The following is a 14,126-nucleotide window of genomic DNA, read 5'->3' as shown; positions in this document are numbered from 1 at the left end:
GTTAACACTTATATATAAAAATGCATTCGGTTCATCCGGTCGATGCGCTGTGGCTATGCGCTGGAACGGCCGGCGGGCAAGCCAAGCGGGCGGGCGGCCGGGTGGCAAATGTGTATTGAACACAGAGTGGGATCCCTGAAAACGCCGCCTATGAAAAAACCGCGTGGCCCTTGCAGGCTCACGCGGTTTTTTCATCAACCACCGGTGTAACGCAGCTTACTTCTTGTAGTTCGCGACGCCTTCGGTGATTTCCTTGTGAGCGGCTTCGATGCCGGCCCAGCCTTCGACCTTCACCCACTTGCCCTTTTCCAGCGCCTTGTATTGCTCGAAGAAGTGCTTGATCTGGTCTTTCAGGTATGCCGGAACGTCGTCGATCGACTTGAGATCAGCGGTCATCGGGCAGACCTTGTCGTGCGCGACGGCGACCAGCTTGGCGTCGACGCCCGATTCGTCGGTCATTTGCAGCATGCCGAGTGCGCGGGCGCGAACCACCGAGCCAGCCAGCAGCGGGAACGGCGTGATGACCAGCACGTCGACCGGGTCGCCGTCGCCCGACAGCGTTTGCGGAATGTAGCCGTAATTCGCCGGATAGCGCATGCCGGTGCTGATAAAACGGTCAACGTGGAGCAGGCCCGTTTCCTTGTCAGCTTCGTACTTCACCGGATCGCTCTGCGCCGGGATTTCGATGATGACGTTGAAATCTTGCGGAAGGTCTTTGCCTGCGGGGACGTGATTGAAGCTCATGAGCGCTCTCTGATCAGATGGAATTCGGAACACGGCGTGCGGCGCGCGGGCTCGAGCGGCGTGAAGCATGAAACTCGCCAGGACAAGCGGCGCTACGGCCGGACAGTGCGGAATACGCCATTATAGCCAATCGGCCGATGGCACCTCTGGTTGGATCGGCGCGATAATCGTCAGGCGTCTCTCGATTGTGCCTCTCGTTTGTGAATACCGCGCGTCTGAATCTCGGCTCGAATCTCGGGCTGGACGTCGGCCTAAACCCCGGCCGCGCGACACCTCAAGGAGCATGCATGGAAGAAGCCAGGCATTTCATCGGCGGTGAATGGTCCGCCGCATCAGGCGGCGAGACGATCACCGTGCTCGATCCCTCGGATGGCCAGCCGTTCACCCGGCTTGCCCGCGGCACCGCGGCGGATATCGACACCGCCGTCAACGCTGCCCGCCGCGCCTTCGAAGGCGCCTGGGGCGAGGCGAGCGCCGCCGAACGCGGCCGCGTGCTGTACCGGCTGTCGATGCTGGTCGCCGACCACCAGGAAGAACTCGCCCAACTCGAAGCCCGTGACACCGGCAAGCCGCTCAAACAGGCGCGCGCCGATTCGGCCGCGCTGGCCCGCTATTTCGAGTTTTACGCCGGTGCGGCGGACAAACTGCACGGCGAAACGCTCCCCTATCAGGCCGGCTACACGGTGCTGACGATCCGCGAGCCGCACGGCGTGACCGGCCATATCGTGCCGTGGAACTACCCGATGCAAATCTTCGGCCGCAGCGTCGGCGCGGCGCTCGCCACCGGCAATGCGTGCGTCGTCAAGCCGGCGGAAGACGCGTGCCTGTCGGTGTTGCGCGTTGCCGAACTGGCAGCCGAGGCCGGTTTGCCGGCGGGCGCGCTGAATATCGTCACGGGCTTTGGGCATGAAGCAGGCGCGGCCCTCGCGCGTCATCCCGGCATTGATCACATCTCCTTCACCGGCTCGCCCGAAACTGGCAAGCTCGTGACGCAGATGGCCGCGGAGAACCACGTGCCGGTCACGCTGGAACTGGGCGGCAAATCGCCGCAAATCGTGTTCGCCGATGCGGATCTCGACGCAGCGCTGCCGGTGCTGGTATCGGCGATCGTGCAGAACGCCGGGCAAACCTGCTCGGCGGGTAGCCGCGTATTGATCGAACGGGCAATTTACGAGCCGCTGCTCGACCGGCTGAGCGGCGCGTTCCACGCGCTGCGGGTCGGCCCGTCGCATGCCGATCTCGACTGCGGCCCGCTGATCAACGCGAAGCAGCAACAACGCGTGTGGGACTTTCTCTCCGACGCCCAACACGACGGCATCCCGATGGCAGCCCACGGTGAAGTGATCCCCGAGGCGCCGGAAAGCGGCTTCTATCAAGCACCCACGCTGCTGCGCGACGTGCCCGCGAGCCACCGTCTCGCGCGCGACGAAGTGTTCGGCCCGGTCCTCGCCGCCATGTCGTTCACCGACGAAGACGAAGCGCTCTCGCTCGCCAACGGCACACAGTATGGTCTCGTCGCGGGTATCTGGACGCGCGACGGTGCCCGCCAGATGCGCCTCGCACGGCGCCTGCGCTCCGGCCAGGTGTTCATCAACAACTATGGCGCGGGCGGCGGCGTCGAATTGCCGTTCGGCGGCGTGAAGCATTCAGGCCATGGACGTGAAAAGGGTTTCGAAGCGCTGTATGGCTTCACCGTGTTGAAGACCATCGCCATTCGTCACGGTTAGTCAGGCACTCGCATTCGCAGAGAGCAGAAGCAAACAGAAGCAAACGCATCACCATCCACAACAAACAACGGAGACATCATGCGGTTGACAGGTAAAACGGCCATCGTCACGGGTGGCGGCTCGGGTTTCGGCGAAGGCATCGCAAAGATCTACGCGCGCGAAGGCGCGAACGTGGTGGTCAACGATCTGAACGGTCCAGCGGCCGAACGTGTGGCGAGCGAAATCGCTCTTGCCGGCGGCAAGGCGATCGCGGTGGCCGGTAACGTCGCGCAACGCGAGGACTGGCGGAAACTGCGCGAGGCCGCGCTCGAAGACTTCGGCAGCGTGCAGATCGTCGTCAACAATGCCGGCACGACGCATCGCAACAAGCCGGTGCTCGAAGTGACGGAAGCCGAGTTCGACCGCGTCTATGCAGTGAACGTCAAAAGCCTCTACTGGAGCGTGCAGGAATTCGTGCCGTACTTTCGCGAGCAAGGCGGCGGGAGCTTCATCAATATCGCGTCGACGGCCGGTGTGCGGCCGCGGCCGGGCCTCGTCTGGTACAACGGCAGCAAAGCTGCGGTGATCATCGCGAGCAAATCGCTCGCCGTTGAACTGGGTCCGAACCGTATTCGCGTGAACTGTGTGAACCCGGTCATGGGCGAGACGGCGCTGCTGTCGGAGTTCATGGGTGTCGAAGATACGCCGGAGAATCGCAAGCGCTTTCTGGCCGGCATTCCGCTCGGGCGCTTCTCGACGCCACAGGATATCGCCAACGCGGCGCTGTATCTCGCCTCGGACGAGGCCGAGTTCATCACGGGCATATGCCTCGAAGTGGACGGCGGCCGCTGCGTGTAAACGCCATGCAAACCAAACCATCCAGCACGGCTAGAATCGCGATCGACGGCGGCACCTCATTTCCACAAGAAAAAAGGAGACACCATGGCTAGTCCCGCAGATCCGCTCCACCATCCCGGCGCGGGGGCGCCACCTTCCACGTTCGAAGAGGCGACCTACCGCAAGGTCACCTGGCGGCTCGCGCCGTTCCTGATGCTCTGTTACGTGGTCGCGTATCTCGACCGCGTCAACGTCGGCTTCGCCAAGCTGCAAATGACCACCGATCTCGGCCTGAGCGACGCGGTCTACGGCTTCGGTGCGGGGATTTTCTTCCTCGGTTATTTCATCTTCGAAGTGCCGAGCAACGTGATCCTGCATAAAGTGGGTGCACGGGTGTGGATCGCACGGATCATGGTGTCGTGGGGCGTGATCTCGATGCTGACCATGTTCGTCACCACGCCGACCATGTTCTATGTGATGCGCTTCCTGCTCGGTCTCGCCGAAGCGGGTTTCTTCCCCGGCATCATTCTGTACCTCACGTACTGGTATCCGTCGCACCGTCGCGGCCGCATGACCACCTTGTTCATGACGGCAATCGCGTTGTCTGGCGTGATCGGCGGCCCGGTCTCGGGCTATATCCTGAAGAGTTTCAACGGCATGAACGGCTGGCATGGCTGGCAGTGGCTGTTTCTGCTCGAAGGGATTCCTTCGGTGATCGTCGGGATCATGGTGTTTCTGATGCTCGACGACCGCATTTCGAAGGCCAAGTGGCTCACCAACGAAGAGAAGGAATTGCTCGAGCGCCAGGTGTCAGCTGAAGAAGCCACGAAGCACGACATGCCGATTCGCCAGGTGCTCAGGAGCGGACGCGTGCTGATGTTTAGCCTCACGTACTTCTCGTTCGTGATGGGCCTGTATGGCGTGAGCTTCTGGTTGCCGACCATCATCAAGGCGACTGGCGTGACAGACTCGTTCATGATCGGCTTGCTGTCCGCGATTCCGTTTGCGGCAGCGGTAGTCGCGATGGTGTTCGTATCGCGCAGCGCGGACCGCAAGCGCGAGCGGCGCTGGCATATCGCGTTGCCGGCATTCGCAGGGGCGATTGGCCTCGTGCTCTCCGTGGTGTGGGCCCACAACACCGTGCTGGCCATGGCCTCGCTCACGCTCGCGACCATGGGCATCCTGACCACGCTGCCGCTGTTCTGGAGTTTGCCGACGGCGATCCTCGCCGGCACGGGCGCGGCTGCCGGTATCGCGATGATCAATTCGATCGGCAACCTCGCGGGCTTTCTCAGCCCGTACGTGGTCGGCTGGCTGAAGCAGGCGACGGCCGCGAACGACTCCGGCATGTATATGCTGGCGGCGTTTATGATCCTCGGCGGTTTGCTGGCGGTCAGTGTGCCGGCGAAGATGGTCAATAAGTGACGAAAAAGCCCCCGGCGTCTTACGACCCCGGGGGCTTTTTCCCATCTACTGCAGTACTCGATCAAAGCATCAAACGATATTCATCGCCAACGCACTCTCGCGATAATGCTCGCTCGCCTTAGCGGAATCGCCGATCTGTTCATGCAAACGCGCCAACGCGCGATGCGAACGAATCTTCAGCGTCTCGTTGTCGGCGAGTTTCAGCGCGCGCTCGAGGAACGATTGCGCCTTGCCCCACAACTGCTGATGCAGGCACAAGCGGCCCAACGCAAACATCAGATCGGCATCTTCCGGGCGATCCTTCTGCCATCCTTCGGCTTTCTGGATCAACGGCAATGCATCGCCTCCGGTCGTGTCCGGATAACGGCGTAGCAGACGCGCGTCCCAGTTCTGCGCCAGCGCCTCTTCGACGATCTTGCGCGCTTCCTGCGGACGATTCAGCGCGACCAGCAGTTCGGCCGCAAGATCAGCGAGACGCGGTGAATGACGTTCAGTGGCCGACAGCGAATTCCACAACTCCAGCAGCGCATCGGCGTTATGACGCCGGTCGCGCAACAGGTTTTCCGCCGCGAGCTGACGCAAACGCACCGCCACGGCCGGATGAATCGCTTCGCGTTTTTCCAGCGTCTTGACGAGCTTGAGCACTTCGCCCCAGTTCTTCAATTGCTGTTGCGCGCGCAACGTGATCTGCTGCGCGTGAATCCGCCGTGCGCCCTGCGACTGCATTTCAGTCAGCGCGGCGAGTGCGCCATCCGCGTCGCGGCCATCGGCACGCATGTCGGCGGTGGCCATCAGGCGTGCGTCCTGCCAGTCGGCTTCGTCGATCTGGGCGAGCCATTCGTCGCGCCGCGCATATTCATGCATGCGGTGCGCCGCGGTGGCCGCGATCAGACCGGCCGCGCCCTTGTTGTCGCCATTCGTGAGCGAATCTTTCGCGGCTTTTTCAGCGCGCGAGAAACGCCCGGCGTACAGATTGCCGATCGCGTCACGCAATGCAGCATGCGCTTTCGCGACACGCGAGCGGGCGCGATAGGCAGCCACACGCTGCGGCATGCGCCAGATATTACGCACGATGCGCAGCAACGCGTAGATCAGGATGAACAGCACCACCAGCCCGACCACGAACAGATTCAGCGAAATGTCGACGCGGTACGGCGGATAGATCAGCAGCACCTGCCCCATGTCGAAGCGTCCGACCACCGCCAGCACCACCGCGATGGCGAACAACAGCGCGAGCCATAGAAGTCCCCGGATTGCCATGATTAACCTCGGCTCCGGTATTGATTGACGGCCTGCAGGCTGGTGTTCAGATTCGGCAGTTCAACTGCGGCCGAGCCCGCATCCACCTGCTTGACCAGATCGATCACGGTCTGTGTCTTCTTCGACGTGTCGTCGAAGTAGCGCGTGAGCGCCGCCTGCGCCGCCTGCAGATCGGACTTCAGCGTGGTCTGGTTGCGCGACAGCAGCGCGAGCCGCGCCGACAGCAAACGCAGCTTCAGATTCTCGCGCACGAAGTAGCCTTGATCGGGCGTGACGAGCATCGCGTCGGCGTTGTCGATGCGGCGCACCTGCACGAGGCTGGTGAGCTGCTGGCCAATGCCGGTTGTGACTTCGCGCCACCACACTTTCCAGCGCGGCTCGCCGGTGGCCGCGGCCACCTTCGCCGTGTCGGCCCAGGTGGCGGCCTTTGGCGTGGCGTGCGCAATCGGCGCCTCGCCGGAGAGCGGCAGGCCGTCGACCTGGTCGATCGCGTTGTCGAGCTTGATCGCCATCCCCGTCAGATCCGTGGACGGCGCGGCCTTCAGCTTGTCGATGTCTTGCGCGATCGCCTTGCGCACGGTCACGGCCTGCGGGTTATCGGATGCGGCGAGACGCGTGTCCGCGCTTTGCAGCGCGAACAGCGCCAGTTGCGTGTTGCCGGTGAGCTGCAACTGCTGGCTCGCGGCCGAGAGCATCTGGCCGACTTCAGCCATCGTCCAGTCGTCGCGATTGCGCGCGAGATCGGTGTATTGCTGCTGCAGCGCCTGCTGCGCGGTTTGCGCGTCAGCGAGTTTGCCTTCGAGTTGCGCGACCTGCGCGTCCGATTGATGAACCGTGGCCAGCGCCTGATCGGTCTTGACGCGCAACTCGTTGGTCTGCGCGTCGTTGGCTTGCTGGCGTTGCGCGAGTTGCTGCTCGGCGCGTTCCACCTTGCGATTGAGCGCATAGCCGCCCACGCCCGCCGCACAAGCGATGATCACCACGACAAACCACAGCAGCGGTCCGCTCGCGCTGCGGCGCTTTTGCGCTTCGTAGGGCGTGAAGGGTGGATTCGGCGGTAACGCAGTGGTTGCGGCCGGCTGGGGTGAGGCGTTCGTGGATGCGTTCGTTTCAGTCATGCGTGATTTAGCCGGTGAATGAGCCGGGTTAGTCGGTACCGGTTGAACTACGGTCGGCACGGCGGCAAGCAAGGCGCGGGCAATGCGATCATCGCCCGCGCCGGACACCGTAATGCTATCAAAACCCAATGCCCGCGCGGTCTGCGCGATACGGGGATGCGGCGTGACCAGGTTGGCGTGCTTCAGTTGCGCGATTTCGCCGGCGGTCAGATGCTCTTGCGCGAGCTCGTGCAGATTGCGCACGCCTTCCGAACTGGTGAGCAACCAGGCGTGCGGCTCGCCGGCAAGCAGCGTGTGCACGCGCGCCCAGCCCCCGATTGACGGTTCCGGCACGAGGCGGCGATAAGCCGCGACCGTTTCGACTTCGGCACCCGCCTCGCGCAAGCGATCGGCGAGCCATTCGCGGCCGCCGTCGCCGCGCACGATCAGTACGCGCTTGCCTTCGAGCGTGTTCGCGCCGAGCGCGGTATCGATCGCCGCGAACAAACCTTCGGAATCGAAGCGTGCCGTATCGTCGTCGGCTACGGACGGCGGGCTGATGACGTTGTACGCCGGCGCCGTGACACCGTGGCGGGCCAGCGCCTGCACACTGCCCGGCCCGACTACGCCGATCGGCAGCGCGTGCGGCCAGATCGCATCGCTCCTGGCAAACGCGTGATCGATCGCATTGGGCGAGACGAACACCACCAGTGCATAGCGTTCCAGCGCAGCCAGCGCCGCGCGCAACGGTGAATCGTCGGTAACAGGCGCGATGTCGATCAGCGGAAAATCGAGCACGGCAATGCCCGCCGCGGCGAGTTGCGCGATCAATTCGTTCGGCTGACCGGCCGGTCGCGTAATCACGACCGTGAACGCCGCCTTGCCGACGGATGCGGATGTGTTGCCCGGGATATCGGCCGCCATCACTCGCCGGTCACCGCGCTGTCACCCGAACCTGCGGCGGGACCGCTGGCCGTGCTCAGCGCGCGGACGATTTCCATCGCGCCTTGCTGTTCGAGCGCGCTCGCCACTTCCTGGCCAAGCGCAATAGCACGTTCGACGGTGGGCGCCGGCGCCGATGCCTGCGCACTCAAGACACGTTGGCCGTCGGGCGTGGCGACGATGCCGCGCAGGTGCAGCGCACCGTCGTGCCAGTGTGCATAGGCCGCGAGCGGCACTTCGCAACTGCCGCCGAGGGCGCGCGAAACCATCCGCTCCGCTTCCACGGCTGCTGCTGTATGTTCGTGATGCAGCGGCGCGAGCCATGCCGCGAGGTCCGCTCGATCGGCGCGAATCTCGATGCCGAGCGCGCCCTGACCGGCTGCGGGCAAACTGTCTTCGGGATCGAGCAGCGCGCGGATGCGCTCGCCGAGACCCAAACGCTTCAAACCGGCAGCCGCCAGAATGATCGCCGCGTAGTCGCCGCGATCGAGTTTCGACAGGCGCGTGTCCAGATTGCCGCGCAGCGGCCGCACCACGAGGTGCGGGTAACGCATGCGCAGCATGGCCTCGCGGCGCAGGCTGGAGGTGCCGACCACGGCGCCGGCCGGCAGCGCGGCAAGCGAATCGTAATCGTTGGATACCAGCGCGTCGCGCGGATCTTCGCGCTCCATGATGGTGGAGAGCGCAAAGCCTGCGGGCAATTCCATCGGCACGTCTTTGAGCGAGTGCACGGCCAGATCGGCGCGGCCGTCGGCCAGCGCGGCTTCCAGTTCCTTGACGAAGAGCCCCTTACCACCAACCTTCGACAAAGTGCGATCGAGAATCTGATCGCCACGTGTTGTCATTCCGAGGATTTTTACGTCACAAGATGGATATAATTTGTGCAGCGCACATTGCACATGCTCCGCCTGCCACATGGCTAGGCGGCTTTCTCGCGACGCAATCACAAGCGTGTGGGGTGGCGCAAAAAACGTCTCGGTGTTCATTAGCTTGCTGATCGAATGACGGGATGTAATAACAATCAATGTTAGCACGCGACCCCGTGTCTCAAGGCACAGCGGAGCGCCGTGCTGACGCGGTATCGATGGAGGAGACGGGCCTCGCGCAGCGCGCGCCTGCCCCATCCCAGCCTGTTCAAGCACGGTCGTTCGCGCACCGGGGCGCGGCATGCGGGATGATGCAATGCGGCGCAACGTGCCTCGCGTGCCTATCGGGCATGCAAGGCATGTCATGCACCTCGTGCGTTTTGTGCAAATGCGCGCGTGGCCACCCTCTCCGGCGTAGTGCCATTGGCTCATACCGCTTTGTGCTGGTTCCGTGCAGTTCACGTTGCAACTCATCGTGCAGTTCCGCAGTAGCAGTTCATCACTCAACAGACCCTGGCTTCCCTGAGGAAACCCATCGTGACGTCTTCCGGATCGGCGCGCCCTGCCCGCCGCAACACTGCATCGCCCAACGCTCAAGCGGCCGACACCGCCGCGCCTACCGCTTCTGCCGCCGCAACGGCTGCCCAGTCCATGCCGGCCAAACGCGCCGGCAAAGCTGCCAAGGCAACCCAGCCCGCTAACGTCGCCAAAGCCGCCAAGTCCACCAAAGCCTCCGCGCCCGCCAAGGCGGTGAAGGCTGCCAAGACGGATAAGGCAGTGCAAGCCGCGAACGCCGCCCAGGCGCTGAAACCGGCCAAAGCCAAGTCCCCGAAGATCAAGGTCATCGCGAGCGAAGCCGCGTCGCAAGCCGCCAAAGCGCCCAAGCTGCAAGCCGTTTCGCAGGATGCGATCGTGCCCGCCTCGAAAGGCAGCGGCCGCACGCGTGAGGACAAGGACCATCCGCTGTTTCAGGACATCCGGTATCTGGGCCGCCTGCTCGGCGACGTACTGCGCGAACAGGAAGGCGACGCGGTGTTCGATGTGGTGGAGACGATCCGCCAGACCGCCGTGCGTTTTCGCCGCGAGGACGACAGTGCTGCGGCACAAACGCTCGACAAGAAACTGCGTTCGCTGAGCCCCGAGCAAACGGTCAGCGTGGTGCGCGCGTTCAGCTATTTCTCGCATCTTGCGAACATCGCCGAAGACCGCCACCGCAATCGCCGTCACCGGATTCACGCGCTGGCCGGCTCGACCTCGCAACCGGGCACCATGGCGCATGCGCTCGAACGGCTCGTCGAAGCGGGCGCCGCCGCGACGCCGGTGCTGCAACAGTTCTTCAACGACGCGCTGATCGTGCCGGTCCTGACCGCTCACCCGACAGAGGTGCAGCGCAAGAGCATTCTCGACGCGCAGCACGACGTCGCGCGCCTCCTCGCCGAACGCGATCAGCAGCTGACCAAGCGCGAACGCGCGCACAACGAAGCGATGCTGCGTGCCAGCGTCACGTCGCTGTGGCAAACGCGCATGCTGCGCGATTCGCGCCTCTCCGTGGCCGACGAAATCGAAAATGCGCTGTCGTACTATCGAGCCACCTTTCTCGAAGAAATTCCGGCGCTCTACGCCGATATCGAAGAAGCGCTCATCGAGCACGGCATCGACGCGCGTCTGCCGCCGTTCTTCCAGATGGGCAGTTGGATCGGCGGCGATCGGGACGGCAATCCGAACGTCACGGCCGAAACGCTCGAACACGCGATCAGCCGCCAGGCCGCTGTGATCTTCGAACACTATATGGAGCAGGTACACAAGTTGGGCGCCGAGTTGTCGGTGTCAAACCTGCTGGCCGGTGCAAGCGACGCGTTGAAAGAACTCGCGGCCGTCTCGCCCGACCAGTCGCCGCACCGTACCGACGAACCGTATCGCCGCGCCTTGATCGGCATGTACACGCGGCTCGCGGCAAGTGCGCGCGTGCGTCTCGGTGAAGGCAGCGTGCCGGTGCGCAGCGCGGGCCGCGGCGTGGCGCCGGTGCGCGCCAAACCGTACGACGACTCCGCCGAATTCGTGCGCGACCTGCACGTGCTGATCGATTCGCTCGCCGAGCATCATGGCGCGCCGCTCGCGGCCCCGCGCCTGTCGCCGCTCGCGCGCGCCGCCGAAGTGTTCGGCTTCCATCTCGCGAGCATCGACTTGCGGCAAAGCTCCGACATCCATGAAGCGGTGATCGCCGAGCTGCTGAAACGCGCGGGCGTCGAAGAAAACTACGCGGCGCTCTCTGAAGAAGACAAGCTCACCGTGCTGCTGGCCGAACTGGCGCAGCCGCGCGCGTTGCGTCTGCCGTACGGCGAGTACTCCGATCTCGTGAAGAGCGAACTCGGCGTGCTCGAAGAGGCCCGCGTCACACGCGAGAAGTTCGGCGCGCGCGCGGTGCGCAACTACATCATTTCGCACACGGAGACCGTCAGCGATCTGGTCGAAGTGATGTTGCTGCAGAAGGAAACCGGCCTGCTGCACGGCCGTCTGGGTGACGCGCACGATCCGGCGCGAGCGGGGCTGATGGTGATCCCGCTATTCGAAACGATCCCCGACTTGCGCAACGCACCGCACATCATGCGTGATCTGATCGCGCTGCCGGGCGTCGATGCACTGATCGAACATCAGGGCAACGAGCAGGAAGTGATGCTCGGCTATTCGGACAGCAACAAGGACGGCGGTTTCCTGACGTCGAACTGGGAGCTGTACCGCGCCGAGCTTGCGCTGGTGTCGCTGTTCAATGAACGCGGCGTGACCCTGCGTCTGTTCCACGGACGCGGAGGCACGGTAGGCCGTGGCGGTGGTCCGACCTATCAGGCGATTCTGTCGCAGCCGCCGGGCACCGTCGACGGGCAGATCCGTTTGACCGAGCAAGGCGAAGTGATCGCGAGCAAGTTCGGCAATCCGGAAATCGGCCGGCGCAACCTGGAAACGGTGGTGGCCGCGACGCTCGAAGCGTCGTTGTTGCCGCACGGCAATGCGCCCGCGGAACTGCCCGTCTTCGAAGAAACGATGCAGCAATTGTCCGACGCGGCGATGGCGTCGTATCGTGCGCTGGTCTACGAAACGCCGGGCTTCAAGGAGTATTTCTTCGAGTCGACGCCGATCTCGGAGATCGCCGAGTTGAACATCGGCAGCCGTCCGGCTTCGCGCAAATTGCAGGACCCGAAGCAACGCAAGATCGAAGATCTGCGCGCGATTCCGTGGGGCTTTTCCTGGGGTCAATGCCGTTTGCTGCTGACCGGCTGGTACGGTTTCGGCAGCGCGGTGGCCGCGCATCTGGACAGTGCACCGAGCGATGCCGAGCGCACCCGCCGTCTTGCGCTACTCAAGAAAATGCACAAGACGTGGCCGTTCTTCTCGAACCTGCTCTCCAACATGGACATGGTGCTGGCGAAGACCGACCTCGCGGTGGCCTCGCGCTACGCACAGCTCGTGTCGGACAAGAAGCTGCGCAAGCATGTGTTCGAGCGGATCGTCGCGGAATGGGAGCGGACGTCGAAGGTGTTGTCGGAGATCACCGGTAAGAGCGAACGGCTCGCGGAAAATCCGCTGCTCGCGCGTTCGATCAAGAACCGCTTCCCGTATCTCGATCCGTTGAATCACTTGCAGGTCGAGTTGCTCAAGCGTCACCGCACCGGCGATACCAACGCGCGCGTGCGGCGCGGGATTCATTTGAGCATCAACGGGATTGCGGCGGGGCTGCGTAATACGGGCTAAGCCAGCACTTGCAGTTGGTTTCGCGTCTCAACCGGACAGGGTGAACTAACCCGCGTCCGGCTGAGATTGACGAAAAAAAGAAGCCGGGCATGGGTCCGTTGACCGTGCCCGGCTTCGGTTTTTCTGGCGCCGAATACCGAACCCGGCACCGTTGCCCCGAAACGCCACTCGGGATCTTGTGCATTGTTCGCCGCTGAGTCGCACTTTGCTCACGCGTTGCAACTCACCGCGTCAACTCATTGCGCCTCGACCATCAGCGCGTCGAGCTTGAACGAGCCGTCTTCCTGCACGTCGAAATACTGGCGCACCTCATCGGGCGCGTTGCCCCACAGCGAGCGAATCGCCACCACGCGCGGTTCCGGCGTGCGCATGCGCGCCACCCACGAACTGAACTCGATCGCGATGCGCCAGCGCTCGCGAATCGATGCCTTGAATCCGGCCGCTTCGAACAACGCAATCCATTCGTCCGCGCGGTAGTCGCGGATGTGCGAGCCGTCACGCAACAATTCGACCGCCTGAATATGCGTGTCGAGCAGCGGATGATCGGCGCCGGCGATATCAATGAACAGCACCGTGCCGCCAGGCTTCAACACGCGCCGCACTTCGGCCAGCGCGAGCGGCACGTCGTGCCAGTGATGCGCGCTCATCCGGCTAATGATCCAGTCGAACGAATGATCGTCGAACGGCAGCGTTTCGGCGGCGCCCTGTTGCGTGCGGATGTTGGCGAGGCCCCGGTCTTTCACTGCGCCAACGACCGTCGCCAGCATTTGTGGCGCGATGTCGTACGCGACCACTTCTTTTGCGTGCGGCGCCACAGCGAAACTCGCGTGACCTGCACCGCAGCCCATGTCGAGCACCTTCGCGTCCGGTGTCGCGGCGATCGACTCGGCCAGCGTCTGCAGATCGGCGCCGGTGGCATGCGTCTGACTCGTCAAATACGCGGCGGCGGTCGAGCCGAAGGCGTCGGCGACTTGATCGTGGTGCTTCATGGAAGGCTCCGGTTATTTATGTGGGGTTCGGCCGGGCATGGGCCGGGCCGGCCAGGACGGCGCTGCGCCGTTCCAGCCGTTACAATAGAACTCGCCGTGTACCAGTACAAGTTAAGCAATTATTCTGGTATCAATAACACCACCCCGCCCCCCTTCAAGCGCCGCCCGACAAGAATGACCACGCCGACCTCCGCCGACAACCCGCCGCCGCTCGACGCCACGCCTGCCCGCGCCCTCGGCGATTTCATCCGCGCTCACCGCGAACGACTCACGCCGCAAGCGCTCGGCCTGCCGCCCGGTCCGCGCCGCCGCACCCCCGGCTTGCGGCGCGAGGAAGTCGCGCAGCTATGCGGCGTGAGCCCGACCTGGTACACGTGGATCGAGCAGGGCCGCCCGATCTCCGCCTCCGCCGAGGCGCTGGCGCGGATCGCCGTCGCGTTGCAACTGTCGCGCGCCGAGCGGGCTTATCTGTTCGAGCTGGCGGCCCAGCGCGACCCCGCCGAACCCGATCCG

At 63.8% G+C, this 14,126-nt stretch carries 10 protein-coding genes; 5 read left to right on the top strand and 5 right to left on the bottom strand.

Annotated elements, in window-relative coordinates; genetic code table 11:
- Positions 1-216 precede the first annotated feature (216 nt).
- The gene (ppa, locus tag GNZ12_RS07320) at positions 217-744 is read right to left on the bottom strand and encodes an inorganic diphosphatase (RefSeq protein WP_172309715.1); all 528 of its coding nucleotides are present in this window, start codon (positions 742-744) and stop codon (positions 217-219) included.
- A gap of 287 nt (positions 745-1,031) precedes the next feature.
- Here ppa and GNZ12_RS07315 point away from each other — a divergent pair, with 287 nt between their 5' ends.
- The 3 genes from GNZ12_RS07315 (at position 1,032) to GNZ12_RS07305 (ending at position 4,712) form a co-directional block, all read left to right on the top strand.
- Positions 1,032-2,471, top strand: a complete 1,440-nt coding sequence (locus tag GNZ12_RS07315; RefSeq protein WP_172309714.1) for an aldehyde dehydrogenase family protein — start codon at positions 1,032-1,034, stop codon at positions 2,469-2,471.
- 78 nt (positions 2,472-2,549) lie between these two features.
- Positions 2,550-3,308, top strand: coding sequence for an SDR family oxidoreductase (locus GNZ12_RS07310; RefSeq protein ID WP_172309713.1), 759 nt, complete (start codon positions 2,550-2,552; stop codon positions 3,306-3,308).
- Between the two features lie 84 nt (positions 3,309-3,392).
- A complete protein-coding gene (locus GNZ12_RS07305; protein WP_172309712.1) occupies positions 3,393-4,712 on the top strand; it encodes an MFS transporter in 1,320 nt (439 codons plus the stop codon).
- 69 nt (positions 4,713-4,781) lie between these two features.
- Here the strand turns inward: GNZ12_RS07305 and GNZ12_RS07300 are convergent, their stop codons facing one another.
- The 3 genes from GNZ12_RS07300 to hemC are packed head-to-tail and all read right to left on the bottom strand — an operon-like array spanning position 4,782 to position 8,997.
- Positions 4,782-5,972, bottom strand: a complete 1,191-nt coding sequence (locus tag GNZ12_RS07300) for a heme biosynthesis protein HemY (protein ID WP_074285063.1) — start codon at positions 5,970-5,972, stop codon at positions 4,782-4,784.
- Between the two features lie 2 nt (positions 5,973-5,974).
- Positions 5,975-7,993 (bottom strand): fused uroporphyrinogen-III synthase HemD/membrane protein HemX, encoded by a 2,019-nt coding sequence (gene hemDX, locus GNZ12_RS07295; protein ID WP_172309711.1) that lies wholly within the window; start codon positions 7,991-7,993, stop codon positions 5,975-5,977.
- Complete coding sequence (gene hemC, locus GNZ12_RS07290; protein WP_172309710.1) at positions 7,993-8,997, bottom strand: hydroxymethylbilane synthase; 1,005 nt, start codon at positions 8,995-8,997, stop codon at positions 7,993-7,995. The genes hemDX and hemC overlap by 1 nt, the downstream gene beginning before the upstream one ends.
- Positions 8,998-9,414: 417 nt before the next feature.
- On the opposite strand from hemC, the gene ppc reads away from it, so the two are divergent.
- Positions 9,415-12,624: a phosphoenolpyruvate carboxylase gene (gene ppc / locus GNZ12_RS07285; RefSeq protein ID WP_172309709.1), complete on the top strand. Its 3,210-nt coding sequence runs from the start codon at positions 9,415-9,417 to the stop codon at positions 12,622-12,624.
- A 236-nt stretch (positions 12,625-12,860) separates the two neighbouring features.
- Here ppc and GNZ12_RS07280 read toward each other — a convergent pair whose 3' ends face one another.
- A complete protein-coding gene (locus GNZ12_RS07280) occupies positions 12,861-13,613 on the bottom strand; it encodes a class I SAM-dependent methyltransferase (protein ID WP_172309708.1) in 753 nt (250 codons plus the stop codon).
- 174 nt (positions 13,614-13,787) lie between these two features.
- Here GNZ12_RS07280 and GNZ12_RS07275 point away from each other — a divergent pair.
- Positions 13,788-14,126, top strand: a 339-nt coding sequence (locus GNZ12_RS07275) for a helix-turn-helix domain-containing protein (RefSeq protein ID WP_172309707.1), incomplete at its 3' end; no start/stop codon positions are given.

Origin of the sequence: Paraburkholderia solitsugae (genome assembly GCF_013177695.1) — a bacterium.
In the GTDB taxonomy this organism is placed as follows: Bacteria; Pseudomonadota; Gammaproteobacteria; order Burkholderiales; family Burkholderiaceae; genus Paraburkholderia; species Paraburkholderia solitsugae.
The sequence above is the reverse complement of the archived record's forward strand: the minus strand, read 5'-3'. Positions and strand labels throughout refer to the sequence as shown.

Bases quoted from the DNA above. Each gene is read 5' to 3' on its own strand.
- hemDX (WP_172309711.1), bottom strand. From the start codon at position 7,993: ATGGCGGCCGATATCCCGGGCAACACATCCGCATCCGTCGGCAAGGCG.
- GNZ12_RS07280 (WP_172309708.1), bottom strand. From the start codon at position 13,613: ATGAAGCACCACGATCAAGTCGCCGACGCCTTCGGCTCGACCGCCGCC.
- GNZ12_RS07300 (WP_074285063.1), bottom strand. From the start codon at position 5,972: ATGGCAATCCGGGGACTTCTATGGCTCGCGCTGTTGTTCGCCATCGCG.
- hemC (WP_172309710.1), bottom strand. From the start codon at position 8,997: ATGAACACCGAGACGTTTTTTGCGCCACCCCACACGCTTGTGATTGCG.
- GNZ12_RS07305 (WP_172309712.1), top strand. From the start codon at position 3,393: ATGGCTAGTCCCGCAGATCCGCTCCACCATCCCGGCGCGGGGGCGCCA.
- GNZ12_RS07310 (WP_172309713.1), top strand. From the start codon at position 2,550: ATGCGGTTGACAGGTAAAACGGCCATCGTCACGGGTGGCGGCTCGGGT.
- ppa (WP_172309715.1), bottom strand. From the start codon at position 744: ATGAGCTTCAATCACGTCCCCGCAGGCAAAGACCTTCCGCAAGATTTC.
- GNZ12_RS07315 (WP_172309714.1), top strand. From the start codon at position 1,032: ATGGAAGAAGCCAGGCATTTCATCGGCGGTGAATGGTCCGCCGCATCA.